This window comes from Pseudomonas sp. MAFF 730105, assembly GCF_055380705.1.
Map to the genome: position 1 here is coordinate 6568284 of NZ_AP018438.1, position 24192 is coordinate 6592475.

The window sequence follows — 24192 nt, forward strand, 5'->3', positions numbered from 1 at the left end:
CGTCAGTTTCACCTGCACAGCGGTCAAGCCCTCGGCTTGACCGTTCCGCAATCCTGCCCCAACCACACGGCGCGGGTATCGAGGCTGCCATTCTGCTGGATACCGGTGGCATTGAAGGTGCCATTGACCTTGGTGGTAAATTCCCGATCGCTCTGAAAGGTGGCGATGCCGTTACCCTGGGCTTTCGGGCAACTGAAGCGAAACTTCCACTGATTGCCGGTGCGCTCGGTGATCTGCTGTTTGCATCCCGACTGCGGATCTTGCAGCGGGATGTCATTGGTTTGGACTTGGGCCGGCGTCAGGCATACCCGAATCCCCTTCCCACCCATGGTAATGCCCTGCTTTTCCAGCATCGCCCGCTGCTCCGGGGTGATCTGGTTCTGCAACTGGCCGAGAATAAGTTGCAGGTCTGGCAGGTTCTGGTTATCGACTTTCATGTTGCTTGAAGTCAGTTCCCACAAACCTGGCTGAAGCATCTGTGCCTGAGCCGCCACAGGAACTGACAAGCCAACCGCCAAGGCCAAACCCAGCAGACGAACATTCATTGCAAGAACTCCAGAGGACAAGTGGCCGTTAGACGCCGCCTACGGGCTTCGGTTCAAGCTCGGCGGCGGTGAATTAATTAGCGACATTCGTCATGGAACATGGTCTGTTAGGCATTGAAACTTCAGGAGCAAGGCTGCCCCATGGATTATTTCGGACCGCATGTTTTCGGTTACCTGATTGCGTTGCTTCATACCCTGGGTTCCATCGCCGCGGTGCATGCCGTGCTTACGGTGCGCACCGCCCAAGGCTCGATCGCCTGGGCCCTGTCACTGGTGTTCATCCCCTACCTGACGTTGATTCCTTATCTGGTGTTCGGTCGCAGCACCTTTGATGGTTACATCAAGGCACGCCGGCAAGCCAACGAAGAAATGCGCAAGGCCGTGTCCGAGCTGAATTGGCGCCCATGGGTCGAAGAGGCCCTGACCGCCCGTGCCTCCCAGGCCTACGACTCGCTACGCGCCATGCCCAAACTGGGTCGCACACCCTGCCTGGCAAACAACGAAGTGCGTTTGCTCGTCAACGGTCACGCCACGTTCGAGGCCATTTTCCGGGCCATCGAAAGCGCCCGTGAAGCGGTGCTGATCCAGTTCTTCATCATCCATGACGACCGACTTGGCCAACGCCTGCAGACGCTGCTTTTAAAGAAAGCCGCCGAAGGTGTAGCGGTGTATCTATTGTATGACCGGATCGGCAGCCATTCCCTGCCCCACCGCTATGTCCAGGCATTGCGCGATGGGGGTGTCCACGTCAAGGCGTTCGCCACCCGCAGCGGCTGGCTCAATCGTTTCCAGGTCAACTTTCGCAACCACCGCAAGATCGTCACGGTGGACGGTGTGCTGGGGTTCGTCGGCGGGCACAACGTGGGGGACGAATACATGGGGGAGATGCCACCATTGTCGCCGTGGCGCGACACCCATGTCGAAGTACGCGGCCCCGTGGTGGCGAGCATGCAGGAGTCATTTGCTGAAGACTGGTTCTGGGCTGCCCGTTCATTGCCCCCCTTGATCCTGCCGGACACTTACCCCGATGACGGCGTGCTCTGCCAGTTGCTGGCCAGCGGGCCGGCGGATGCCCAGGAAACCTGCTCGCTTTTTTTCGTCGAAGCCATCCATGCCGCCAGCGAACGGGTCTGGATCACTACGCCCTACTTCATTCCTGATGAGTCGGTATTCGCCGCATTGCGCCTGGCGGTGCTGCGCGGGGTGGACGTGCGCATCCTCCTGCCTTCACGACCGGACCATAAGATCGTCTACGCCGCCTCCAGCCTGTACGCATTCGAAGCGGTCCGCGCCGGTGTGCGCGTCTTCCGCTACAAGCCAGGTTTCCTGCATCAGAAAGTGGTACTGATCGACCGGGAAATCAGCGCCATCGGCAGCGCTAACCTGGACAATCGTTCGTTCCGGTTGAATTTCGAAGTGATGCTGCTGACGGTGGATATTCCGTTCGCCACCGAGGTCGAGCAGATGCTCGAAAAAGACCTCGCTCAAGCCCACGAAGTCGCCAAAGAGGAAAGCCGGGAAACCCACCGCCTACAGAAAGTCGGCATGCGGGTCGCCCGACTTATTTCGCCGATCCTTTAAGGGGTGTAGATATCGTCTCGGGTCCAAGGCAAGTCATGGCTGCCATCGGCATAAGCCTTCACCGCCAGGATCTGATGCAGATTGATCCACCCCTTGGCGAATGCATAGGCGCATCCGGCCAGGTACAAGCGCCAGATTCGCAGCGTCTGCTGCGGCACCTCTTTCGACGCGGCCTCCAGATTGTCTTCGAGCCGCTCACTCCAGTGATCCAAGGTGCGCGCGTAGTGCAAGCGCAAGCTCTCCACATCGACAATTTCCAACCCGGCCTCACTGATCTGGGCTGAAATCATCGACAGGTGCGGCAGCTCCCCATTGGGGAAAACGTACTTCTCGATGAAGTCCCCCGCGCCGCGTCCGACCGGACGGCCATCAGTATGTTTGGCTGTGATGCCATGGTTCATTACCAGCCCACCCTCGCGGACCGCACCAAACAGCGTCTTGCAGTACTGCTCCAGATTGGCGTGCCCCACATGCTCGAACATGCCAACGCTGACGACCTTGTCGAAGCGACCGTCCTGCGGAAGGTCCCGGTAATCCAGCAACTGCAATTCCACCTGGCCCTCCAGGCCCTCCGCTTTGACCCGCTCCCGGGCCAGGGCCAGTTGCGCTTTGCTCAAGGTGATACCGAAGACCCTGACCCCGAATTCCCGTGCTGCATAACGCGCCAACCCACCCCATCCGCAACCGACATCCAGCAGGTATTCACCGGGCTGCAGGCGCAGTTTGCGGCACAGGTGACGGAACTTGGCTTGTTGGGCCTGCTCGATGGTTTCGCTGCCCGTTTCGAAATAGGCGCAGGAATAGGCCATGTCGCTGTCGAGCCACAGCTGATAAAACGCGTTGGAAAGGTCGTAGTGATAGGAAATCGCCTTGGCGTCGGTTTCCTTGTCGTGGACTGAACGTACCGGCAGGCTGTCGTCCTCTTCGTCCAGCAGCGCCTGGCTCCATTCATCGCAGACCCGGATCACTTCGCTGATCGAGCCTTCGAGCTCAAGCTTGCCTTCGACAAACGCCGCCCCTAGCGCGTCCAGGCTGGGATGGGTCAGTTGCGCGACCATCTGTGGGTCCTTGACCACGATCGTGACGCTGGGATCGGCACCCAGCGTGAATTCGTGGCCGTCCCAGAGCCGCAGCCGAAGCGACAGTTGGAGATTCTGTAAGGCCGGTGGAAGTTGCGCGAGCATGAAATAACCCCCCTTGTTTCAGACGTCTGAAATGAGGGTAGACCATCGTAGAAAAATAGCAGGCTATCGAATTTATAGCCTTTTTCTATCGTCGCCCGAATTCGCTCCTTGAGCCGGTACTGCCAACTGTTTGGACCCTCTCCCACCATGGACTGCAAGTTCCACGGACAAGTTCTACCCCTCGTCCTGGACCTTCAGCAACGGTTCCTGAAAGCGTAGCAGCCTTCCGGCATTTCCCAATACCAGCAACGTGCTCAGGTTATGTAGCAGCGCCGCGATCATTGCCCCCGCCGCGCCAAGCCAGCCGAAGGCAGCAAAGGCGACAATCGCCAGCGTCCAGCCCAGGCCAATGATCACGTTGACCTGAAGCGTATGCCGGCATTGGCGGCTGAGCCGCACGCAGGTACCGAGCCGCCTCAGGTCGCTGCCGATCAGGACGATGTCCGCAGACGCCAGGGCAATGTCCGCTCCACCCGCCCCCATGGCGACACCCACCACCCCGGCCTTGAGCGCCAGCGAATCATTGATGCCGTCGCCGACGACCATGGGGCGAAAGCCGTTGTCGATTTCTGTCATGACTCGCTTGAGTTTGTCCTCCGGCAAGGCCTGGGCCTGCACATCGGCGATTCCCACTTCGCGGGCAAGCGTAGTGGCCACGCTCCGCCGATCACCCGTCAGCAACAGTTGCCGTCCCAGGCCCAGCGTCCGCAGCTCAGCCATGGCGACCTGCGCTTCCGGCTTGACGCTATCGGCCAGCAACAGCCAGGCAAGGAACTGTCCATCCAGGGCCAGCCCGGCAATCGGGCCGTCATGATCAGGTACCGTTGACGTTTCGATGCCCAGCTGAGCAAACAACTCAGGTCGACCAAGAGCCGCTTCGCCCTGGCTGGTCATCGCCACTACACCCAGGCCCTGACGCTCGTGAATGTCCGTCAATGGCAGATATTTTTCCTGCTCCACCAGCCCAGCCAACGCCCGGCTGACCGGATGGCTGCTGGCGGAACCAAGGCTGGCGGCCAATGGCAACAGGGACGGCTGATCGCTCTCTGCACTTTCGATGGATTGCAGGCGCAAGGTGCCGTAGGTCAGGGTTCCGGTCTTATCGACAACCAGTGACGTCAGGTCCGCAAGCTCTTCGAGAAAAGCCGAGCTGCGGATCAGGATGCCATGGCGTGCCGCCACTGCAATCCCTGCAATAGCGGTCGCCGGCGCCGACAACACCAGGGCACAAGGACAGGCCGCCACTAACACAGCCAGCATCGCCTGGGCATCGTTGGTAATGAACCAGGTCACCGCCGCCAGCAACAGCACCAACACCAGGTAGCTGCCAGCATAACGCTCCAGCAACCGGGTGATGGGCGGCTTGGAGCGTTCGGCGTTTTGCATCAGGGCGATAACCTTGCCCAGCGTCGACTCGTGCCCGGTGCGGGTCACTTCCAGACGCAGCAATCCATCGAGATTGATCGCCCCACCGAACACCTCGGTGCCCATCACCGCTTCCAGCGGCACGGATTCACCGGTAATAGGCGCAGTGTCGAGGCTGGCCTGGCCGGACAACACTCGTCCGTCAGCCGGTACGCGATCACCGGCACGCACCTCGACCGTATCGCCGGGCCGTAGCGTGGCGTTGTCGACTTCAATGATCGAGCCGTCGGCCAACACCTTGCGTCCCAGGCTGCGCGTCAGTTGACCCAAGGCGTGGATGGCTTCCTGGGAACCGATGACGCTGCGCTCTTCCAACACATGGCCGAAAATCATGATGATCGGCAGCAGCGCAGCCGTCAGCAAATCCCCCGTGGCCCAAGCCCCCAGCATCGCCAAGGCGATCAACTGATCGGTGATGCCATGCAGACTCGGATAACGCAGGCTATACCACGCCGAACGCATCACCGGCACCGCGACCAACAGCGAAGCGACACCCAACAGCAACTGGCTGACCCCGGTCTGCTCCGGCGACCAGCCGCGCCACACCAGACCTAGCGCAAGCAGACCGAGGGCAAGCATCGCCAGGGTCAACTGGCGAGCGGCCGTGCGCTGCTCAGCGGAAGACAACATCGGAACGGCGGCAGTTTGCGCGCTCATTGCTCAGCTCCCTGAATGATCAGGCGGGAATCGTCTTTCGGGTCGACCGTGGTCACTGACCCGGCCTGGCGGAGAATGCCGGGCATGCGCTCGCGATACAGGCGTAGCAGCAGTTGCGGATCAGCGTCTTTGGTCTTCGCCAGGCTGAGCACCGTAGCGGTGTCGGCCGAGGCCTTGGCGAGCCGTTCGCTGGCCTGGGCGTGAGCCACCTGCAGGACGCGGTCGGAATCCTGGCGAGCGGTCTGGGTCAGTTTCTCGGCTTCGGTGCGGGCATTGGCAACGGCTTTGTCGGCCTGCTGACTGGCCGTCAGCACCGCATTGAACGCGCTTACCGCAGGGCCCGGCAAACTCGACTGAACATCGACCCGTACCACTTCGATCCCCAGCCCCTGCCCCGTAGCGGCAAGATCGGCCAGCCGTCGGTTGATGCCTTGCACAAGATCACCGCGCAGGCGTTCGCGGCGTTCGGCGGCCTGGTTGTCACTGCCGATCAGTTCAGGACGGGCGACCAGAATCGTGTCCAAGTCCCGAGCCGCTGCGAGGGTCACCGCGCTACGGGTGACCAGGCGATCCAGCGCTGGCAGGACGTGCTCACCCTGCAAGACGAACGCATAAGGTTCGGTGACTTTGTAGAACACCCGCACATCCAGCTGCACCACCCCGGCGTCACCGGTTAGTAAATAGCCAGAGCCGGCCAGGGCATCGCTGACCGGCGAGGCAAAACTGGCGACACGATCAGCCTGCAAGGCCGCATCCGAGCGCAGCAGGTTTTCCACGCGGCGCTCCAAGACCCGATCCGCTGCCGGAAGCAGGATCACTTGTTCCACAGGACGCGGCCATGCCAATAGGAGCCCGGCATTCTGAATGCGATCCAGCGCGCCAAAGTGCAGTACCACGGCTCGGTTTTGAGGGTCGATCTGCCGAACATTGGAAAAGACCCAGGCCAACGCAGCCAGGATCGTGACAGCGTAAAGCGCCAGGAATGCCACGCGTCCAGCCTGAATCCAGGGGCTGGATAACTCATTTGTTCCACGTGGAACCACACTCATGGTTGTGTTCCACCTTTAAGTTCCACAGACGGCGGACCGTCCACCAGCACCCTGAACGGCGCCGCATCCGTGCGCAGGATCAGTTTGGTACCGGGGCTGACAATGGTGCCCAAGGTGTCCAGCGAACGCAGCAGGTTGTAAAGCTGAGGCGAACCGGCATAGGCCCTGCCATAGATTTCAGCGGCTTCTACTCGGGACTGGGCCTCGATATCGGCGGCTTTCACTGTGGCGTCAGCCTGCACGATCCGCGCATCGCGTTCGGCGGCGGAGCGAATTTGCGCGGCTTCGCGTTTACCGATGGCGGTGCGTTCAGTGGCGATGGTTTCCCGCTCGGCACGCATGCGATCCACCGTCGCGGTCAACGTCACCGAAGGCAACGTCAGACGCTCAATGCCCACTTGCAGTACTCGCACGCCATAGGTGGCGAGCAACTGCTGTTCGATCTGCTGGCGCAACTGCGCTTCAAAATCGCCGATGCGTACCTGGCTGGCGTCGGTGTTCACCAGATTCGCCAGGTCAAAACTGGCAGCCGTGGTTTCCAGGGCCGAGCCCACGAACGTGCGAATCTGCCGGGCGGCTTCGTCCGGTTGGTTCTGTACAGCACGCATGAAGCGTTGGACGTTATCTGGATCACCCTGAACCTGCCACGCCACGTAGGCTTGAACGATGATGCGCAAGCCGTCACGGGTACCGACATCCTGCAGCCCGCTGGACGTGGTGCGCAGCCGCAAGTCCACCGGAATCGCCGCCTCGAACGGCGCCGGCCAGCGCCACCCCAGGCCAGGTTGCAGCAGCACCCGTGCCGGATTGCCGAAACGGGTGATCACGGTCGCCTCCCCCGAACGCACCTGGACCAGGCTCGCGGCCGCAACGGCAAACGCTACCAGCAGCGCCGCCCACCCCATGCGCCGCCAGGGAAATGGCCCGGCCTCCTGCGGATCCCCGTGATGATGATGGTGATGTCCATGATGATGACCGGCATGGCCGTGATCATGACCGGTGTGATCGTGATGATCGTGATGATCGTGGGAAGAAGACTGGCTCAATGGGCAGCTCCTGGCTGGACAAGGTTACGCGGCGATGCGGGATCTGCCGGAAGCGTGAAAGTGCGCAGGTCGATGGTCGGCGCGTTGCCGCTGCCGCCTAGACGGTGATCGAGAATCAGCAACTTGGCACTGCCAAGGCCCCGGCTCAGTTGGCTGAGGTACTGCTCCAGCACAAAGGCGTGGCCGGCCGTGGCGTAGGCCTTGCGTTCAGCAGTGAAGCGCAAGTCGGAAGCCTGGGCGGTCGCGTTGATTTCCCGGGCAGTGGCCTGGGCCTGGTCGTGGGCAATACTGGCTTGCAGTTGTGCCTGGTTGGTCTGCTCCGCCGCAGCGCCGCGCTCCCGGGCAATCAAAGCCTGGGCGCCGATCTGCGCCGCTTGCACGCCATGGTAGGCATTAGCCGCACCCGCTGGTGGGTGGATCGCTTCGACGACAGTGGCGAGGATTTCCACGCCACTGTCGAGCCTCTGCAAATCGGCTTGTACAGCCCGACCGATTTCATCGGCCAGGCTGACCCGATCTGCTCCCAGCAAACCATCCAGCGTGCGCGAGGCAAACTCATGCACCAAGACGCGGCTGGCGGTGCTGCGAATCAGTGTGGGGATGTCGGCGCTGTTGTAGGTGGCGGCCAGCGCCGCCGCATCGGTGAGACCAATGCGATAGACAAAACGCACATCCATGTTGACGATCTGGAAGCTCTGCTGATCGGCACGACGGCTGGCAATCACCTGGGATTTATCGTTCACATGGCTGGCGTCCCACAAGCGATTGGCAATCGCCGGTGCTGGACCTTCCGCCGACTCGGTCTCGGTGCTCGCCCCGCTTTCGCCCACGCTGGTGGCCAGTTCATGGACGATGCCGTTTTCGACGTTAAGCACCCGACCCAACGGCCAGGGCAAGCCTAACTGCAGGCCAGGACCGAACACTTCCACCGGCTTACCAAAACGCTCGTAGATACCGCGCCCTTGCAGCGGTACTTCATGCACGCCCGTGAGCAGCCAACCCACCAGCGACACCAGCGCCAGCACCGGCAAAAAAGCGCGGCGCATGTAGCTGAACGCCCAGATCTGACGCAGGTCGATGCCAAAACGATTGTGCAATTCGTGCTGCAGGGCCAGCAACGGCTGCGGCGGCCAGCGCAGCAGGTCGGCGATGACGCTGCGACCCAGCAAGGTGGGTTCCAGGGAATCCCGGCGTGGGCTGAACAATGACAGCACAGCCCGCAGCAACAGCTCCGCCGCCGCCAGCCCCGGCAACACCCCCATCAGCACCGCCAGGCGCACCGGCCAGACGGACGATTCGCCGGCGAACAACAGACACAGTGCGCCGAGCACCAGCACGATAATCGCCAGGCGGGTCAGCTGCGCCAACGGCAGCGCTTCCGGCCATTCAAGGGTGGGTTGCTGCGCCAGTTGCCGTTCAAATACCAACAAGCCGAACGCCAGCAATAATGAAAGCGCTGCCCCGACACTGGCCGACGCACCAAGCGTGGTCGCCGGCAACGCCAGATTCCAGGCTTGTTCCAGGCTCAACAGCACCACCCCTGCCCAACCGGCCAACCACAACGTCGGCGCGCCGATCTGTTTCAGCAGGCCGATCCACCGCGCGCTGATGCGCTCCAGCAGTCGCTCATACCAGCCGGATTGATCAATCGGTTCACGCTCGACGGCTGGGATCTGCGCCGTCGATAACTCCGGTAGCAATGCCCTGTTGCGCCACTGCGTCACCCACCAGGCGGATTGCAGACCGGCCACCAACACCAGCAACGCGGCACTTTGACTCGCCAACAAGGCCGGCCACAGTGATTGCGGCGAAAACAGCCCGACAAAGAACCCCGTCACCAACCCCAGACCCGCCAGGAAGGCCAGGGCAAAAGCGATCCGCTTCAGACGCCGCCCCTGGGATTGTGCCTGCTGAAAGCGTGGCCACTCGGCCACCTGTGTCCCCTCGACATCAAGATCGACTTGCATACCACCCCAGCACTTGTGGCGATCAAAAACCGGGCGTGTGGACAGACTTCACCACCGCTTCGTTATAAGGCGTTACCTTATAACCATAGCTGTGAAATTTCTGTTTTTAATTCTTCATGTTGGATGGCAAAACCGGTGAGATGAACAGGGCCTTTGTGGCGCGGGGATTTATCCCCTCGCCACGAGGTTTTCAAATGGATCGAAGTCAGCCAGCCGAACTCTGCGCCTTGCGACGACGTCGACTGATCAGGCCCAGCGCGCTTGCGACCACAAACAGCACGCCGCCGATCTGCAACCAACGCTTGTAGGGACGCAACTCGGAACGAATCGGATCGAGGGCTTGGGTCACGTAGCGTTTGTCAGCCGCACGGAAATCCGGCTCCTGGCACTGATGACCGAAATCCCCAGCCCACGTCACATAAGGACCTTCTTTCACGTAGCGCTGATACAACGCGCTTTGTTCCTCGAGACTCGAGTTGTACGCCACGGCTCTGCACAACACCGCCGCAAATGCCTGGCTGGTATGGGGCACATTGTCCGCCGCCTTGCTTGCCAGGGCGGTGGCGACAAAACGGTAGTGATAGCGCTCGTTCGGTTGCGCGGCGCTGGCCTGCTGGCGTTGCACCTCCCCTTCGGCCACCAACGGTCCGACCTTCAGCTCAACCGGCTCCAGGCTGTAGCCGCCTCCCATGACGGCATAGTCCGGCGCCATCTCGTAACCGAGCATCTCCATGCCCCAATCGCGCGCCATCCTGGACGCATAGAAATACGCCTCGGCGCGCCGGGTCGGCCACCATTTGGACTCTGCCTCCTGGCGCAGTTGCCCGTAGGCCCGGGCCTTGTTCTGCAGATCGGGGTTATCGAAGTAAGCCGGTGCCTCGTCATACCGCCCTTCCCGCAACAAGCGACGGCCCAGCAGGTTGCGCAACTGGGCGGCGACCGGCAGTTGCACGTAGTTGTCGCGATCCTGCTGGCTCAATGGCGGTGGCGCCGGGACCTGGGCGTCGACGTACTGTTTCAATTCCTCTGCGGTCAGTACCCGCTCGGCGACTGCAGCGGCGTCGTACCAGTAGTTGCCCTGGCCACGGTAAAGCTGATCGAACGCTTGCAGGTAATCACCCCGTTGCAGGGCCAGGATCGCGCTCTCGCCTTCGACCCGGCACTTGGGCTGCACCGTTTCGTAATCCCAATCCGGCGTGCGCCGATTGCCCCAGGATTCGTCCTTTGGAAACGCCTGGGCCGCCTTGGAATAGGCCGCAGCCGCAGCCGTCTTGTCACCGTCACGCACCGCCAGTTTGGCCCGCAGCCACCAGGCCAATCCGCTGTCGCCGGCTTTTTCCACAAAGGCTTTGGCGCTGGCGTAATCGCCGTGCTGGTAGCTCACCGCCGCCAGCCGATCGGCATCATCCAGATTGCCGTGACTGCTGGCTTGCAGCAGCTTGACCAGCCTTTTATCACCGGATGGCTCCTCCCCATCCCACCAACTGACGCGGCTGAGCAAGTAGCTCGTCACCAACCGCTGCACGGCTTCGCTCTTGAGCAACTCCCTCAGGCGATCATCCGGCTGGCCATTCAGGTCCGCCGCCAGATACAACAACGAGCTGTAACCGACCTCGGAACCGTGCAGCGACTGGGTCGCATACAGCTTGATAGCACTGTCCCAGTCGTCTGCGGTATAGGCTACCCTGGCTTCTTCGCCGAGACTGGCGATAGCCAGCTCCAGCGGATCACTGAAGCCGGCAACGCTCAAGTCTCGGACCTGGCGAAACGCCGCACGGGCCTGATCCCGCGACGCCGCCGGATCTTCATTGCCCGCCTCGGTACTCACGGCAAACAAAGCCCGCCCCAGGGAATAGGCCGCCCAGGTACTGCGCAACGGGCGCTGGTCCGCTGGCAATGCCAGCAACTCCTGGAACGCCTGGGCAGCCCTCTGGTTTTCACCGGCACCAAAGGCGGCCGCGCCGATGGCGTACAACCGTAGCTCGGCCGGCAGGTTCGCCGCTTGCGCCGCGACCTCGTCGACGTCGGTCAACGCCCGCAACCGCTCCACCAACGCTTGCTGCGGTGGGGTCAGGCCAATCCGTTCAGCCTCGCTGCGCTGTGCCACGTAGGCAGACATGTCGTCGTAGTTGTAATCCGGATTGCGCGTCGCCTCACTGGCCGGCTTGAGTCCCGCGATGGCATGGCCAAGACGCTTGATCTCGAAGCGAAAGCTGCCTTCGGGTAATTCGGCCAAGGATTGGGCGCGGTTGTCCAGCAAGCGCATCGGGAACTCCGGACCACAGGCCAACGCCTGGCCCAACGGCAAGCCGAGGCTCATACAAAACACCGGGCAGAGCAAACGACGAGGCCATTTACGGGTAGACATTGAAAGCTCCTTGTTCAATTTTTGTACAGCGCGCCCAACCCATGGCCCGTTGGGCACCGGCAGCGAGGCGACCTTCCTGAATGCGGGTGAAGGTAAGCAGTCCGGGGGTTTGTTGCAACGTATAACCCGCCAAGGCATCGACCCCATCACATGCACCAACGGCAAGTGTCACGCGTTGGGGCCAGGGGCTGTCGAGATTGCCCCGATTGGCCAACCGGATATCGTACAAACCGTCTTTTTCCTCCACCGCCAGGGCCAGGTGGCTGTCCAGTTTGTCTCCTCGAGCCACCGCGCCGAGGGTGGTCAGGCTCCAGACACGGCGGTCACCCGCCAGCGGCAAGCGAAACCAGATCAAGCCAGCCAGGTGTTTCGGCGGTTCGGCACGCAGATCCGCGGCCAGGCCAGCCACCTGTTGCGGGTCTGCCAGCAGCTCCAGCCGCTCGCCTCCTCTGTCGATGGGTACTTCGCTTTCAACCACTGGCGCGCCGCTCTCTTGGGTCAACAGCGCCACGCCATAAGCCGGCAGGGCCAGGTAGAACGGCCGCCGGGTGACCTTGCTCCAGCGCTCGGCCCAGTGCCGGGCCTGTTTCGGATCGAACAACCCCTGCCGCGGGTCGCTCACCGCATGGACCTGTAGCACGCTGCTGTCCACGGCCTCCAACAACCCGGGCAGCGCGGGGCTGTCGAGCCAGGCCGGCAAGGCCGTGATACTCAACCGCAAAGTAGACGGCAAGGTCTGGCGCAACTGGCTCAGGAATGTCCCATAGGCCGGCAACCGCGCGTTACCGGCGTCATGGTCGATCTCCACGCCCACCGGTGTCAGACCCTGGGCTTGCCAGTCACTCAGCACTTGCTGGATCTGCGCAATGACCTCGTCCCGATCCAGCGTTCCGAGCTGACCGTCCAGGCGGATCACCGCAATCAGCGGTCGGCCATCGGCCTTGAGCAAGGCCGGATCGATCCGCGCACGGCTCCAGCCCGCACGGGGAAACGCCTGCAAGGCCAACACCCGCAAGCTTGAGAAGTCCTGATGGCTCTGGCGCAGCGCCGATGCGTGGGCCGGCGTCCACTGGCGTTGCCAGATATAGAGTTGTTGATCGAGGGGCGCGGCGGGGGGTTGCTCGCAGCCCTGCAAAAGCAGCGCGACGAGTGCCAGCGATGTCCGGAAAAGAAAAGTCATGAACCTTCATCACCCGCTAAAACCCGGCAGATTACCGTGTCTTGCACCGAACGGGCATAGGGCCACACCATTGCGCCGAAGTTTTCATGTGTCACCACGAGGGCAGGGCCGCCGTATGCCCAACGGCCCTTCCCACGTGCGACAGACTACGCTCAGACGTGTTTCTGCAAACCGACAGCCGTACGCGGCATGCCCACGAACCCGGGCAGGGCCTCGATCCGCGCCAGCCACTCGCGGACATGGACGTAGTCGTCCAGCGACACGTTGCCCTCCGGCGCATGGGCGATGTAGGTGTAGCCGGCGACATCGGCGATGGTAGGCGCATCACCCGCCAGCCAGGTGTTGCTGCTCAAATGTTGATCGACGACTTTCAACAGACCGTGGGACCGGGCGATCACCTCCTCGGCGTTATAAGGCGCACCGAACACCGTGATCAGCCGCGCGGTGGCTGGCCCCGTATGGATTGCGCCAGCTGCCGTCGATAACCAGCGCTGCACCTGAGCGGCACCCACCGAGTCGCTCGGAAGCCAGCGGCCCTTGCCATATTTCTGCGCCAGGTACACCAGGATGGCGTTGGAGTCGGCCAGTACCACGCCGTCATCGTCGATCACTGGTACCTGACCAAATGGGTTGAGGGCCAGGAAGTCCGCCTGTTTATGCGCCCCCTTGGCCAGATCGATGAAGATGACCTCGACTGGCAACTCGAGCAGCGAAAGCATCAATTGCACACGGTGGGCATGTCCGGAAAGCGGGAAGTGATAGAGCTTGATAGGGTTCATGGTCGACTCCGCTGGAAATGACGCCGTCAGCAGAACGGCATCGATGGCGTCATCTTCCCCCTCAATTAAAAGCTAGAGAATCACCCGTAAACGCAATCCATTATTTCCTTCAGCGAAACAATGCATCAGTTTCTCAAGGCCGGGTGTCTACGCAGGGCGCTGACCGTGAAATCGACAAAACTGCGAACCCGAGCCGGTGCATTGCGCCCCCCTGGTACAGCACATGAATCGGCAGGGGCGGCAGTTCAAAATCGGCCAGGACGATTTCCAGCTCCCCGCTGGCGATCTCCCCCGCCACTTGATAAGACAGCACACGGGTCATTCCCAGACCCTGGCAGGCTGCCGTAATGGCAGCCTGATTGGCGGTGACCACCAACCGAGGCACTGGCCGGACCGCCAGCGGTTGCCCGGCATCGAGGAAGGTCCAGCTTCTGACCTGGCCAATGGCCGAAGAGGCCACTACCGGCAGTCGCTCAAGCGCTTGCGGATGCTGGGGTCGACCGTACTGAGCGAAAAACGTGGGAGAGCCGCAGACGACCCGCCGCACTTCACCGACGCGGACGGCGTGCTGATTGCTGTCGGGCAGCTCGCCGATGCGCACGGCAATGTCCATTCCTTCCTCGACCATGTTGACGTTGCGGTCCAGCAGCAAGGCATTGATACTGACTTCCGGATACTGCTGCAGGTATTCCACCAGCAGGGGCGTGACGAACAACTGACCGAACAGCACCGGTGCGGTGATCGTCAGTTGCCCCCTGGGCTGGGCATGGCTGCCGGCCGCCGAATCCTCGGCTTCCTGTAGATCGCCCAGGATCCGGCGACTGTCCTCCAGAAAGCGCTGGCCGGCTTCGCTCAGGTACACGTTGCGGGTGGTGCGAACCAGCAACGGCGTGCCGATGCGTTGCTCCAACGCTGCCACCGCACGGGTGACACTGGCTGCCGACAGACCCAAGCGCCGCGATGCCGCCGAAAAACCCGACTCCTGGGCAACAGCAATAAACACCTGCATTTCCTGAAACCTGTCCATCCATCCCCCGATGAGAAATCCTGATACAAGTTTTCCAAACGCCGCAAAGCAGCGCCGCACGGCCATTGTAGGGCCTGAGCAAACGAACCGTAGCGTCACGACCCGGCTACTGATGAACAAGCTTGCTACCATCGCGCCCATCATTACCCTTTGATGACTAATAAACAGCACAGAATCCTGTGGGAGCGAGCCTGCTCGCGATAGCGGTGAATCAGTCGCCATCCATATGAATGACCCGTAGCTATCGCGAGCAGGCTCGCTCCCACAAGGCTGTGTGCCTGGTTCCAGACTCCGTACAAGGCCTGTTTTCGTGAACGTTTTTTTACGCGGACTCTTTTCCCCCTTCGCCCCTTTGATCACTTTGGGCAGCCTGGTCCTGATCGTTCCCCTCGCAATGCGTATCGCACTGGGTTGGTCCGATCCGTTGGGCTACCTGTCCGACCTGGGCGTTGGCGGCTTGCTGCTAGCGCTGCTTTACCGCCGCCCCCTCTGGCTGGCCTTGCCTGTGTTGCTGGCCTGGACCGCGCTGACGTTGGCCAACATCGAGTTGATCAGCGCCGTCGGACGCATGCCCAACCCCTCGGACCTGCACTACCTGACCGATCCGCAATTCGTCGAAAACTCCAGCAGCGGCGGCTTCGCCCATCCCTGGTTGGCCACGCTGCAACTGACAGCGCTGGCGCTCTGGCTGATGGTGCAATGGCCAGGCCGCTCACACCGCGCACTGCCCTTGCCACGCCACGCCTGGGCATTGCCGGCGCTGCTCCTGCTGGTCCACGGCACCGTACAATCCTGGCGCCCCACCGGGGCGGACCAGTGGAACGTGTTCAATCTACCCCATCAACTCGCCACGGCGGCGGTCGCAACCGGGCAGGACCGGATCCAGCACTGGCTTGAAGGCGATACGGATGCCCAGATTCCGCCGATGGAAGGCCTTACCCGGCTGGACCTTGATGGAGAGAAACTGCTGACCGCGCCAGGCCAGGCGCGCAACGTGCTGGTCATCGCCCTGGAAGGCATACCGGGTGCCTATATAGAAACCAACCGCCAGGCCCTGAAAGCCGGTTATCAGGATAGCCCCATGCCGCGCCTCAGTGCCTGGGCCGAGCGAGGCATGAACACGCCCGATTATGTCCTGCACAGCCACCAGACCATCCGCGGCCTGTACTCGATGTTGTGTGGCGACTACGACAAGCTCGACGATGGCACGCCCAAGGGCGTCGAAATGCTCAACCAGACCCAGCGCAACCAGGACTGCCTGCCGGCCCAGTTGCGCCAGCATGGCTTTGCCACGCATTTCCTCCAGGGTGCGGGCCTGCGGTTCATGGCCAAGGACCGGATCATGCCCCACATCGGCTTCGATACGACCCTGGGTATGGAATGGTTCACCCAACCCGCTTACCTGGAGTTTCCCTGGGGCAAGGACGACAAGACCTTCTTCGAAGGCGCGCTGGACTACGTCGGACACCTGCAACAAACGAACAAACCCTGGATGCTCACCCTGCTGACCGTGGGCACGCATCAGCCCTACTCCGCACCGGATGACTACCTGCAGCGCTATGAAACCGCCAAACAGGCCGCCGTGGGTTACCTGGACGATGCGCTGGATAACTTCCTCATCGGCCTGGAACGCCAGGGCATCCTGAAAGACACCTTGGTGGTGATCACCTCGGACGAGTCCCATGGCATCGACGATGTACGCTTGGCGTCATCCTGGGGATTCAACCTGACGCTGGCGCCGGAACCCTTGCCGCGCATCAAGCCAGGCACCTATGGGCACGTCGACCTCACCGCCTCGATCCTCGACTACTTCGGTTTCCCGGTGCCTGCGTCGCTGTCCGGTCGTTCGATGTTCAGGGACTACACAACGGGACGGGAAATCATGTCGTTCACCAATGGCATGCTGCGCTACCACGACGGCAAGGGCACGTTCACCGAATGCGATTTCCTGCAGCGTTGCCGCTACTACGCCAGCGAAGGTTTCATCGCCGACCGGGCGACCTACGGCGGGCACTACAGCGACCAGCGGGCCAGGCTGATCAGCGCACGGGCAACGGCCCTCAACCAGACCCTGCTACGCACGCCTCTGAACCAGCATTATCAATTCGGCAGCACCGAGAAAATTCCACTTCCCGCCCAGGTTTCCAACGACTGGACCGACAACCTGATCGGCGCCCAATACCTGGAAATGCCCCAGGGTTCGCAGACCCGCGTCAGCCTGAGCATCCGCGCCATCGAGACGGACCATACGGCCTATATTTCCCTCAAGGCCAAGGAGTTCGAGCAGGATGTGCCGATGGAACTGCCAACCGATGTAGCGGTGACGTCCGAACAACCGCTGGTGATGAACATCCGTTTCGATAACCCGCAGACCCGCAAAGCCTTTTCCTTCCATTTGCTGGGCCACGGGGAGGGTGCTATCGAGATCAGCGACTTCAGCGTCGTGACCGAGCTGCCGGGCCAGACGGACCAGCCGGAATACCTGGACGATATGCGGGAGGACAGCCAGGCCCAGTCCAGTTGAACAAAAAGCGCGCAGCCGCTGGACGGCTGCGCGTTTGTTCGGGCCTGTCCTGACCACTCACGGCGCTGTAACGCCGGGATTGATCGCTGCGCTTCAATACTTATCCACAGGGCATCGCTTCACCGGCCGGAGCCACCTGCCAACTGGTACTGAGGATAATGCGCGTGGCGTTTCGTTGAATCGGCACCAGATGATGCAGCGTGGTACCGGACTTGAGGAAATACACGTCACCCTTGAGGTGGTGGCAGGCCTTGCCGGGGTTGTCCAGGCGGTATTCCCATGCGTTCAGGTCATCCTTGTTCCCGTTGCTGTGGGGCACGCATTGCAGCACGTCGCCCCCCTCCGGGTCTTCAGGCGCCTCGATGATCCAGACCAGGGTGTAGGGGTAATCGCCCCAATGCCAACCATGGGTATCGTCTGGATGATTCAGCCGACTGATCAGGTACTGTCCGCGGTCCAGGCAGGACGCCAAGTCTTCGCCTGCGATGCTGCCGAGGAAATGGCGTAGCGACCCGGAGTGGTAAAGCGCCGGGATCACGACCCCGCCCTCGGCGATTTCCGCCTGAGGGATCACATGGATCTTGCGGTAGGGATCATGGATAAACAGGACGGTCGCATCGCGACCTGCCGAATATTCATCGAGCAACCCATGTACTTCGGACTGGAGCGCTTCCGGCATCTCGCCGGGTAGAAATGAAAAGTCCTTGAAGTGGAAATAGCCCTCTCGGTGAAACGAATTACGAACCTGCTTCATCCGGATTTCATTGCTCAAGAAATCCCGGAAGTGCCTGGAAAGTTGCTGTTCCACATCCGCCAGGATCCGACCTGTTTTTCGATTACTCATTCATTGCTCCATCCCATAGCCCGATTGTAGGACGACGGAACTGTTCGCTACAGTGCAACAGACGACAACAAACGGTAGTTTTACGCCAAATGCACACCCACCCAGGAACAGTGGCCATTCTCGTTTACGAGGGTCTTTGCGTATTCGAATTCGGTATTGCGCTGGAGATATTCGGCCTGCCTCGTCCAGAGTTGGACGTTGCGTGGTACGCCCACCGCATCGTTGCTGTCGATCCGGTCCCCATGCGGGCATTGGGGGGCATCCAGATCTCGGTCGACGCCGGGCTGGAAGAGCTGGACACCGCAGACACCATCATCATTCCCGGCTGGCGCTATCGCGACCCACCTCCGCAAGCGTTGCTGAACGCTCTCATAAACGCCCATGCCCGAGGCGCCCGCTTGCTTTCGATCTGCTCGGGTGTGTTCGTACTCGCCGCCACGGGACTGCTCGACGGTGAAACGGTAACCACCCATTGGCAGTTTTCCGATGAGCTTGCCGAACGCTTCCCTCTCATCAACGTGGACCCGAATGTGCTGTATGTCGATTCGGGGCAGATCATTACCTCAGCCGGCAGTGCCGCCGGCATCGACGCCTGCCTGCACCTGATCGCACGGGATTTTGGTACTCATATCGCCAACTCGGTGGCCCGTCGCCTGGTCATGGCGCCACAGCGAACCGGTGGTCAATCGCAATTCATCGTCGCCCCCGTGGGCAAGTCGCCGCGCAACGAACTGAGCCAGGTCCTGCAGTGGATCCGCGAACACTTGGACCAACCCCTGAGCGTGTCCGACATGGCCGCTCGCGTGGCCATGAGCGAGCGCACTTTCCTGCGTCGTTTCATAGAAACGACCGGCCTTTCGCCAAGGGCCTGGCTGCAACAGGAACGCCTGAACCGGGCCAGGGAACTGCTGGAAACTACCGATCAGAGCGCGACCGGCATTGCGCAGGCCTGTGGTTATCGCTCAGTGGAAAGTTTCCGGGCGGCGTTCAGGAACGCCGTCGGGTTGCCGCCCTCGGCCTACCGTGAAAGATTTGGTAGCGCGAAGATCAGCCGGCAAGTGTCCCGGGTTGCAGCGGCTGAACCCCATCCACCAACCGATGCCACTTGGCGTACTGCAACCGCATGATGGTCTTGCCGTCACAGATCTCCCCCACCCGATCATGCCCAAGGCCTGGTCGAGTGGCAGCTCCAGCACTTCGATTTCCTCGCCTTCTTCCAACCCGCCGCCGGCGTGTCGTTTGTCTTCGTCGTCATACTCGTCGACGAAGCCCGGCGTGGTCACTCCAGTACAGTGGTGAACACTTTGCCTGGGTTCATTAACCCGGCGGGGTCCAGCGTGCGTTTGATGGCACGCATCAACTCGATCTCCAGGGGGTCCTTGAAGCGAACTGCCGCCTCAGGCTTGGCTTGCCCCAAGCCATGCTCGGCGCTGATGCTGCCGTTGAAGGCGCTCGTCATCCGGTAGATGACTTGCATGATCGCGTGTTCATGAGTCCTGAACGAGGCGTCCGCATCGCCGAGCGGCTTGCTGATGTTGTAGTGCAGGTTGCCATCGCCCATGTGGCCATAAGAAACAATGCGCACGCCAGGAAAGTCCCGTTGCAGGGCCTTGTCGGTGCACTCGATGAATTCCGGTATCCGGCTCACGGGCACGCTGATGTCATGCTTGAGGCTCGGACCTTCATGATTCTGCGCCTCGGAAATGCCTTCGCGCAGTGCCCAGAGCGCCGCGGCTTGTGCCTGGTTGCCGGCCAATACCGCATCAATGACCCACCCACGCTCAAAGGCGTCGGCCAGGCCGTTTTCAAGCAGCAGTGCCAACGGCGCGTCGGGCACGGTGTCGCGCAATTCAATCAAGGCGTACCAGGGGTGCTTCGTTGCCAGCGGGTCGCTGCAGCCGGCCACATGGTCCAGGACAAAATCCAGGCTCTGGCGCGACATCATTTCGAAGCCCGTCAGGCGGTCGGCACACAAGCCGCGAACATGGCCGATCAGGTCCACCGCCGCCTGCGGCGAAGGCAGCGCGACCCAGGCTGTCGCCGTGCTGTGGGTCATCGGGAACAGTTTGAGCACCGCCGCCGTGATGATCCCGAGAGTGCCCTCCGAGCCGATGAATAAGTGCTTGAGATCGTAACCGGTATTGTCTTTGCGCAGGCCCCGCAACCCGTTCCAGACGCGACCGTCAGGCAGCACCACTTCCAGGCCGAGGGTAAGCTCACGCATGTTGCCGTATCGCAGCACCGCCGTGCCGCCGGCATTGGTCGCCAGGTTGCCGCCCACCGTGCAACTGCCCTCCGCTCCCAGCGAGAGCGGAAACAGGCGACCGGCCTGGTGGGCGGCATCCTGCAATTGTTGCAGGATCACCCCGGCCTCGACCGTGATGGTTTCGTTAGCCAGATCGATGTCACGGATACGTTTCATCCGGGTCAAGGACAACACCAGCTGATTGCCAGAGGGGTCAGGAATCGAGCCGCCGCACAAGCCGGTGTTGCCGCCTTGCGGCACCAAGGCAACCTGGGCGTCATGACAGATCCGTACAACCTCGGCCACTTCTTCGGTCGTCGCCGGACGTACCACCAAGGCCGCCAGGCCTTGATAGGCGTTACGCCAATCTGTCAGATAGCTTTGCATCAGCTCTGGGTCGCGCACCAATCCTGCTTGCCCGACCACCTGCTCGATGCGTTGCAGCACCTCTTGGCTCAATGATGGCATCCTCTGTCCTCGACCGGTTTACGGACGCTGCCCGAACGCCGCCTGGCTCGCCGTCCAACCCGCCACACGCTCGCTCAAGGACAACCCAAGGCCAGGGCGGGTAGGCACTAACATGCGTCCATCGCGGGTTTGCATGCGTTCGTTGAACAGAGGCTCCAGCCATTCGAAATGCTCAACCCATGGCTCGCGGCTATACGTGGCGGCCAGATGAATGTGCAGTTCCATGGCAAAGTGCGGCGCGATCATCAGTCCCGCTTGCTCGGCCAACGCCTGGACCTTGAGGTAAGGGGTAATGCCACCGACACGGGGCGCGTCGGGCATCAGGTAATCGGCGGCGCGCAGCTTGATGAATTCCCAGTGCTCGGCAACGCTGGTGAGCATTTCACCGGTCGCGATCGGCGTGTCGAATTGCAGGGCCAGCGCGGCATGACCTTCAGCGTCGTAGCAATCCAACGGTTCCTCGATCCAGACCAGGTTGAACTGCTCGAGACGTCGACACATTCGCTGCGCAGCAGGTCGGTCCCATTGCTGGTTGGCGTCCACCATCAACGGAAAGTCATCCCCCAGATGTTTGCGGATGGTGCTGACACGGCGCAGATCCAGCGCCTGGTCAGGCTGGCCGACCTTGAGCTTGATGCCCCCGATGCCCTTCTCCCGGGAAAGGTCGGTATTGATCATTAATTGGTCAAGCGGAGTGTGAAGGAACCCACCCGACGTGTTGTAGCACTGGACAGAATCGCGATGGGCGCCCAGCAAGCGAGCCAGGGAAAGATTTGCCCGCTTGGCTTTCAGATCCCACAAGGCGACATCAAACGCACCAATCGCCTGGGTGGCCAGACCGCTCCGCCCCACCGAAGCACCGGCCCAGCAGAGCTTGTCCCACAGCTTGGAAATGTCGCTGGGGTTTTCGCCAATGAGGCTGGGGGCAACTTCCTGGGCATGGGCAAATTGCCCAGGACCACCGGCGCGCTTGGAATAGCTGAATCCCAAGCCCCGATGGCCGTCCCTGGTTTCGATTTCCACAAACAGAATGGCGATTTCCGTCATCGGCTTCTGCCGACCGGTGAGTACCTTGGCGTCGCTGATGGGATTGGCCAGCGGCAGGTAGACCGAGGCCACGCGCACCCAGGCAATACGGTCATCGTCGGAGGAAGGTATTTGCGGCGTCTCTTGCATGGCTATGCTCCGAACGTTTTGGAGTCAGCCGCTGCCGCACGGGTTCGTGTGACAGCGGCATATACGCGGGAATGAAAACAGGCCACTAACTGCGCATCAATTCGATAGCAGCGCTTTTCCTGTTGCGAATGACCGTCACCAGGTGCCAGGAGATAGACGCGGCGGCCAGGATGAGAAAGCCCGCTGAGATGGGGTTGGACAGGAAGCCGGTGAAATTGCCATCGGACAGCATCAAGCCACGACGCAAGTTGGTCTCCGCCATGGGGCCCAGGATGAAACCGATGATGAACGGCGCAATCGGCAACCCGCTCTTGACGAACCCGTAGCCCAGCAAGCCAAACAGCAGCACCGCCCAGACGTCGAAGATCCGGCTGTTCAGGCCAAATGCGCCAACCACACAGAGCACAAGGATGATCGGCAACAGAATGTGCTTGGGCACCGCCAGCAGTTTGATGAACATGCGCAGTCCGTAGAACTCGAGCACCAGCATCAGGACCGAAGCGAGGATCAGCGCGGCGAAGATCGTATAGACCAACGGCGCCTGGCTGATGAACAGCAGAGGCCCCGGCTGGATGCCGTGGATCATGAAACCGCCGAGCATCACAGCCGTGGTGGTATCGCCGGGAATGCCCAGGGTCAACAGCGGAATCATCGCGCCGCCAATGCCGGCGTTGTTTGCCGTCTCGCTGGCGACCACGCCGTCGATCTTGCCTTTGCCGAACTCTTCCGGGGTTTTGGAACGTTTCTTCGCCACGATATAAGAAACGATATTCGAGGTACCGGCACCGATACCGGGCAGGATACCAATGCCCAGGCCGATCAGGGATGAACGGGTGGCATTGGGCAGTTGACCGACGAACTCCTTCATCGAAAAACCAAAACCTTTTACGCCTTTCATACTGACGTGCTGTGGTTTGGCCCGATGGCTCAGGCGTGCGCTTTCAGCAAACTTCAGCACTTCGGCCACTGCAAACATACCGATCATGACAGTGAGCATGGCGAAGCCGCCATTGAGGCTCGGCAGGTCAAACGTAAAACGGCGGATCGCCTCGACCGGGGCAATCCCCACGGTGGAAAAGGCAAAGCCCAGGGCACCGGCGAACAGGCCTTTGACCAACGAGCCGGTGGACAGCGTGGCGATCAACGTCAGCGAGAAAATCGCAATGGAAAAGTATTCGTGCGGGCCAAAACTCAAGGCCAGATCCGCCAGGATCGGAGCGATGAACATCAGCGCGGCGATACTGAAAATAGTGCCCAGGAACGAGAACACCACGCCGATCCCCAGCGCCTTGACGCCCATTCCCTTCTTCATCAACGGCCAACCATCGAATGTAGTGGCGATCGATGCCGGTGTTCCCGGTATGTTGAGCAATATCGCCGATATCAGCCCTCCCGAGGTGGCACCGACAAACAGCGCAACCAGCAGCGCCAAGCCCGCACCAGGGCCCATCGAGTAAGTCAGCGGCAGGCACAACGCAATAGCCATGGTGGCCGAAAGCCCGGGCACCGCACCAAAAACAATCCCCACCGCGACGCCGAGGGTGATGAGGAAAAACACATAGGGAGTCAGTACGGCACCGAAGCCTTGCTGCATGAGTTCAATCATGGCCGTCTCCTAGAAATCCAATAGACCGACAGGCAGGAGCAAGTCGAAGCCATGGCGAAAAATGTAAAAGATCAACACTGACGAAACGACCGCGATGAACCCGTACAGGAGGTGCTTGACCTTCTGTTCCGCAGGGGTCAACACGATGAATTGGACGTACAGATAAAGCACGGTCATGACGATGAATCCCACGGGTTGCAGCAACGCGGTGTAAAGCAGCACCAACGCGAGGGACTTGAAGACCGTCGGATAATCAATCTGCTCGGTTTTTTCAGCGGGTTCGGCAGGTTGGTCCGGCAGCTTTCGCCATGCCCATAATTGCAACGCGCCCAACAGGCACAACGCAACGGCGAGCACCCAGGGCACAAACGCAGCATCGACGAAACTGCGGCGCGGCAGATTCAGGGTCAATACCAGATACGCCACGCCGGCACCGAGCATTGCCAGTCCGGCAATCAGCTCGTTTCTTTTATAGGAATCCATACAGGCTCCTCTTGCTGGGAAGGACTGGGCTGTCGGGT

17 protein-coding genes and 2 pseudogenes are annotated in these 24192 nt (G+C 61.2%); 3 read left to right on the forward strand and 16 right to left on the reverse strand.

Features of this window, described 5'->3' with window-relative positions:
* Positions 1–23: 23 nt before the first annotated feature.
* Positions 24–545 (reverse strand): DUF3617 domain-containing protein, encoded by a 522-nt coding sequence (locus tag PCOSP_RS29020; RefSeq protein WP_139641346.1) that lies wholly within the window; start codon positions 543–545, stop codon positions 24–26.
* 141 nt (positions 546–686) lie between these two features.
* On the opposite strand from PCOSP_RS29020, the gene cls reads away from it, so the two are divergent.
* Entirely contained in the window at positions 687–2126 is a 1440-nt protein-coding gene (gene cls, locus PCOSP_RS29025; RefSeq protein WP_464710008.1) for a cardiolipin synthase, read from the forward strand.
* Here the strand turns inward: cls and cfaB are convergent.
* The 9 genes and pseudogenes from cfaB to PCOSP_RS29070 form a co-directional block, all read right to left on the reverse strand.
* Positions 2123–3310: a C17 cyclopropane fatty acid synthase CfaB gene (gene cfaB / locus PCOSP_RS29030; RefSeq protein ID WP_464710009.1), complete on the reverse strand. Its 1188-nt coding sequence runs from the start codon at positions 3308–3310 to the stop codon at positions 2123–2125. The genes cls and cfaB overlap by 4 nt on opposite strands.
* 174 nt (positions 3311–3484) lie before the next feature.
* Positions 3485–5392: a heavy metal translocating P-type ATPase gene (locus PCOSP_RS29035; protein WP_464710010.1), complete on the reverse strand. Its 1908-nt coding sequence runs from the start codon at positions 5390–5392 to the stop codon at positions 3485–3487.
* A complete protein-coding gene (gene hflK, locus PCOSP_RS29040; protein ID WP_139641354.1) occupies positions 5389–6441 on the reverse strand; it encodes a protease modulator HflK in 1053 nt (350 codons plus the stop codon). Before hflK (PCOSP_RS29040) ends, PCOSP_RS29035 begins: the two co-directional genes overlap by 4 nt.
* Positions 6438–7487 (reverse strand): protease modulator HflC, encoded by a 1050-nt coding sequence (gene hflC / locus PCOSP_RS29045; RefSeq protein ID WP_175385394.1) that lies wholly within the window; start codon positions 7485–7487, stop codon positions 6438–6440. Before hflC ends, hflK (PCOSP_RS29040) begins: the two co-directional genes overlap by 4 nt.
* The gene (hflK, locus tag PCOSP_RS29050; RefSeq protein WP_464710011.1) at positions 7484–9454 is read right to left on the reverse strand and encodes a protease modulator HflK; all 1971 of its coding nucleotides are present in this window, start codon (positions 9452–9454) and stop codon (positions 7484–7486) included. The genes hflC and hflK (PCOSP_RS29050) overlap by 4 nt, the downstream gene beginning before the upstream one ends.
* Before the next feature lie 205 nt (positions 9455–9659).
* Complete coding sequence (locus PCOSP_RS29055; RefSeq protein ID WP_464710013.1) at positions 9660–11822, reverse strand: hypothetical protein; 2163 nt, start codon at positions 11820–11822, stop codon at positions 9660–9662.
* Complete coding sequence (locus PCOSP_RS29060; RefSeq protein WP_464710014.1) at positions 11809–13002, reverse strand: DUF3142 domain-containing protein; 1194 nt, start codon at positions 13000–13002, stop codon at positions 11809–11811. Before PCOSP_RS29060 ends, PCOSP_RS29055 begins: the two co-directional genes overlap by 14 nt.
* A gap of 152 nt (positions 13003–13154) precedes the next feature.
* Positions 13155–13781 (reverse strand): glutathione S-transferase family protein, encoded by a 627-nt coding sequence (locus PCOSP_RS29065; RefSeq protein ID WP_464710015.1) that lies wholly within the window; start codon positions 13779–13781, stop codon positions 13155–13157.
* 125 nt (positions 13782–13906) lie between these two features.
* Positions 13907–14808 (reverse strand): annotated as a pseudogene (locus tag PCOSP_RS29070) (LysR family transcriptional regulator).
* A gap of 394 nt (positions 14809–15202) precedes the next feature.
* On the opposite strand from PCOSP_RS29070, the gene PCOSP_RS29075 reads away from it, so the two are divergent.
* Positions 15203–17332 carry an LTA synthase family protein gene (locus tag PCOSP_RS29075; RefSeq protein ID WP_464710016.1) on the forward strand — a complete coding sequence of 710 codons (2130 nt, stop codon included), beginning with the start codon at positions 15203–15205 and terminating at the stop codon, positions 17330–17332.
* A gap of 100 nt (positions 17333–17432) precedes the next feature.
* On the opposite strand, the gene PCOSP_RS29080 is transcribed toward PCOSP_RS29075, so the two are convergent.
* On the reverse strand, positions 17433–18176 hold the full coding sequence (locus PCOSP_RS29080; protein WP_139641371.1) for a HalD/BesD family halogenase: 744 nt from the start codon (positions 18174–18176) through the stop codon (positions 17433–17435).
* A gap of 89 nt (positions 18177–18265) precedes the next feature.
* Between PCOSP_RS29080 and ftrA the strand changes: the two genes are divergently transcribed.
* Positions 18266–19303: a transcriptional regulator FtrA gene (ftrA, locus tag PCOSP_RS29085; RefSeq protein ID WP_175362274.1), complete on the forward strand. Its 1038-nt coding sequence runs from the start codon at positions 18266–18268 to the stop codon at positions 19301–19303.
* Here the strand turns inward: ftrA and PCOSP_RS29090 are convergent.
* The 5 genes and pseudogenes from PCOSP_RS29090 to PCOSP_RS29110 form a co-directional block, all read right to left on the reverse strand.
* Positions 19224–19444, reverse strand: a pseudogene (locus tag PCOSP_RS29090) (hypothetical protein); the annotation flags it as partial. The gene ftrA and the pseudogene PCOSP_RS29090 sit on opposite strands and share 80 nt — an antisense overlap.
* Before the next feature lie 11 nt (positions 19445–19455).
* Positions 19456–20889 carry an FAD-binding oxidoreductase gene (locus PCOSP_RS29095; RefSeq protein WP_139641374.1) on the reverse strand — a complete coding sequence of 478 codons (1434 nt, stop codon included), beginning with the start codon at positions 20887–20889 and terminating at the stop codon, positions 19456–19458.
* An 18-nt stretch (positions 20890–20907) separates the two neighbouring features.
* On the reverse strand, positions 20908–22065 hold the full coding sequence (locus PCOSP_RS29100; protein WP_139641376.1) for an L-talarate/galactarate dehydratase: 1158 nt from the start codon (positions 22063–22065) through the stop codon (positions 20908–20910).
* A gap of 85 nt (positions 22066–22150) precedes the next feature.
* On the reverse strand, positions 22151–23671 hold the full coding sequence (locus PCOSP_RS29105; RefSeq protein ID WP_175362273.1) for a tripartite tricarboxylate transporter permease: 1521 nt from the start codon (positions 23669–23671) through the stop codon (positions 22151–22153).
* Positions 23672–23680: 9 nt separating this feature from the next.
* On the reverse strand, positions 23681–24154 hold the full coding sequence (locus tag PCOSP_RS29110; RefSeq protein ID WP_139641380.1) for a tripartite tricarboxylate transporter TctB family protein: 474 nt from the start codon (positions 24152–24154) through the stop codon (positions 23681–23683).
* Positions 24155–24192: the final 38 nt, after the last annotated feature.